This window comes from Patulibacter sp. NPDC049589 (assembly GCF_040675535.1).
Lineage (GTDB): Bacteria > Actinomycetota > Thermoleophilia > Solirubrobacterales > Solirubrobacteraceae > Patulibacter.
Map to the genome: position 1 here is coordinate 1 of NZ_JBFAPC010000329.1, position 1,809 is coordinate 1,809.

Below are 1,809 nucleotides of genomic sequence, written 5' to 3' on the forward strand. Positions count from 1 at the left end.
TCGGATCGGGGATCATCCGGGCGTGCTCCGCATACCCACCCCACGCCGCCTCGTACTGCTCGTCGCGCTGGTCGGGAGCGCGTGCGCCTGCTCCCCGCGGCGCGCATGATCGGCGACGGCGGCCTGCAGCCGCGTCAGCTCGCGCTCGCGGCCGGGCACGCCGGCCTCCGCCTGCCGCAGCTCCTCGAGCCCCGCGGCCTGCTCGCCGGACGCGCGGGACACGGACGCCCAGCGCGACGGATCGGCGAGCAGCTCCGGTTCCTCGAGCTGCTCGACGTAGCGCCGCGCCTTGGTCAGCTCGGTCGCGGCGTTCTCGGCGGCGGCGCGCGTCTGGCGGTCGGCGTTCAGGTACGGCAGCAGCGGTGCGGCTGCGCGGTGCGCGTCGAGCTCGGCGGCGAGCTTGTCGCGGCCGGCGCGGTGCTGCTCGACCTTGCGCAGGTCGGCCTCGGCCCTCCGACGACGGTCCTGTCGCTCGGCGAGCGCCCGGGCCGCGGTCGCGGCGGACTCCGCGGCCGTCAGTGCGGCCTCGGCTCGGGCCCGGGCGGCGTCGGCCTCGGCGGCGACGGTCGTCGTCCGGGCGCGTTCCGCGTCGATCCAGGCCCGGACGTCGTCGACCGACGCCGCGAGGTCGCCGCCCAGGCGCGGGACCTCCTCGCCGGCCTTCCAGGCGCCCGCGGCGGAGGCGAGCGCGTGGTCGGCGGCGATGCGCGCCGACTGCACCCCGGCGCGGGCCTCGCGGGCGCGGTCCTGCAGCCAGAACTCGATCTTCGAGAAGCGCTCGGCGTCGAAGAGCCGCTCGAGCACCTGCTGGCGGGCCTTCGCGTCGGCGCGCAGGAACGTCGCGAACGCGCCCTGCGGCAGCATCACGACCTGCAGGAACTGCTCCGCCGTCATGCCCAGCAGCGGGTCGAGCTCGTGGCGGACCTCGGGGATCTTCGCCGCGACCGCCGTCCACGTCCCGCCGGCGTCCTGCAGCTCGAGCGTCGCCGACGCGCCCTCCTGGACCGGCGCGCCGCCGCCCCGCAGCGGCGGGCGCTCGTGCTTCGGGCTGCGCGTGACGCGGATGCGGCGTCCGCCGACCGTGGCCTCCAGGACGACCCGCGGCGTCGCGTCCGGCGCGCGGTGGTCGCTGCCGAGCCGGCCCTCGCCGCGGGCGCCGGGGACCTCGCCGAAGAGCGCGAAGCAGACGGCGTCGAGCACGCTCGTCTTGCCCGCGCCGGTCGGGCCCGACAGCAGGAAGAGCCCGGACGCCGACAGCGCGTCGAAGTCGACGACCTCGTGCCCACCGAAGGGGCCGAAGGCCTCGATCTCCAGCCGGTGGAGCCTCATCCGTCGTCCCCGCCGCGGTGGACCGACTCCGCCGCGCCCTGCAGCAGCGGGACCTCGTCGCCCGTCGGGGCCTCCCCGCGGACGTCGGTGACGAACGCCTCCAGCACCTGCAGGTCGGTGCGACCCCGGATCCGGTCGCGGGCGACGGTCGCGGGGGAGAGCTCGCCCTCGGGCGCGTGCTGCAGGACGAGTACCTGAGGGAACCGCGCGCGCAGCCGCTCCATCGGCCGCGCCGGCAGGAGCGGGTCGGTGAGGACGACCTCGAGCCACGCGTCCTCCGCCTCGTGCTCGGCGAGCGCCGCGTCGGCGAGCAGGTCCTCCAGCGTCCCGCGCAGCCGCACGAGGCGGAACGGCGCCGGGAGACATCCGCTCCATGGCCCCACCTGACGACCACGACATCCCGCCCTTCGACGACGACGCGTCCTACGTCGACATGGATCCCGGCGGCTCGTACGGCGACGACGACGGGTTCGACGACGG

At 76.7% G+C, this 1,809-nt stretch carries 2 protein-coding genes; both read right to left on the reverse strand.

Features of this window, described 5'->3' with window-relative positions; all coding sequences use genetic code 11:
- Nucleotides 1–12: 12 nt before the first annotated feature.
- Nucleotides 13–1,329: an SMC family ATPase gene (locus tag AB0L40_RS27765; protein ID WP_364362033.1), complete on the reverse strand. Its 1,317-nt coding sequence runs from the start codon at nt 1,327–1,329 to the stop codon at nt 13–15.
- Nucleotides 1,326–1,670: an exonuclease SbcCD subunit D C-terminal domain-containing protein gene (locus AB0L40_RS27770; RefSeq protein WP_364362035.1), complete on the reverse strand. Its 345-nt coding sequence runs from the start codon at nt 1,668–1,670 to the stop codon at nt 1,326–1,328. The genes AB0L40_RS27765 and AB0L40_RS27770 overlap by 4 nt, the downstream gene beginning before the upstream one ends.
- Nucleotides 1,671–1,809 lie beyond the last annotated feature (139 nt).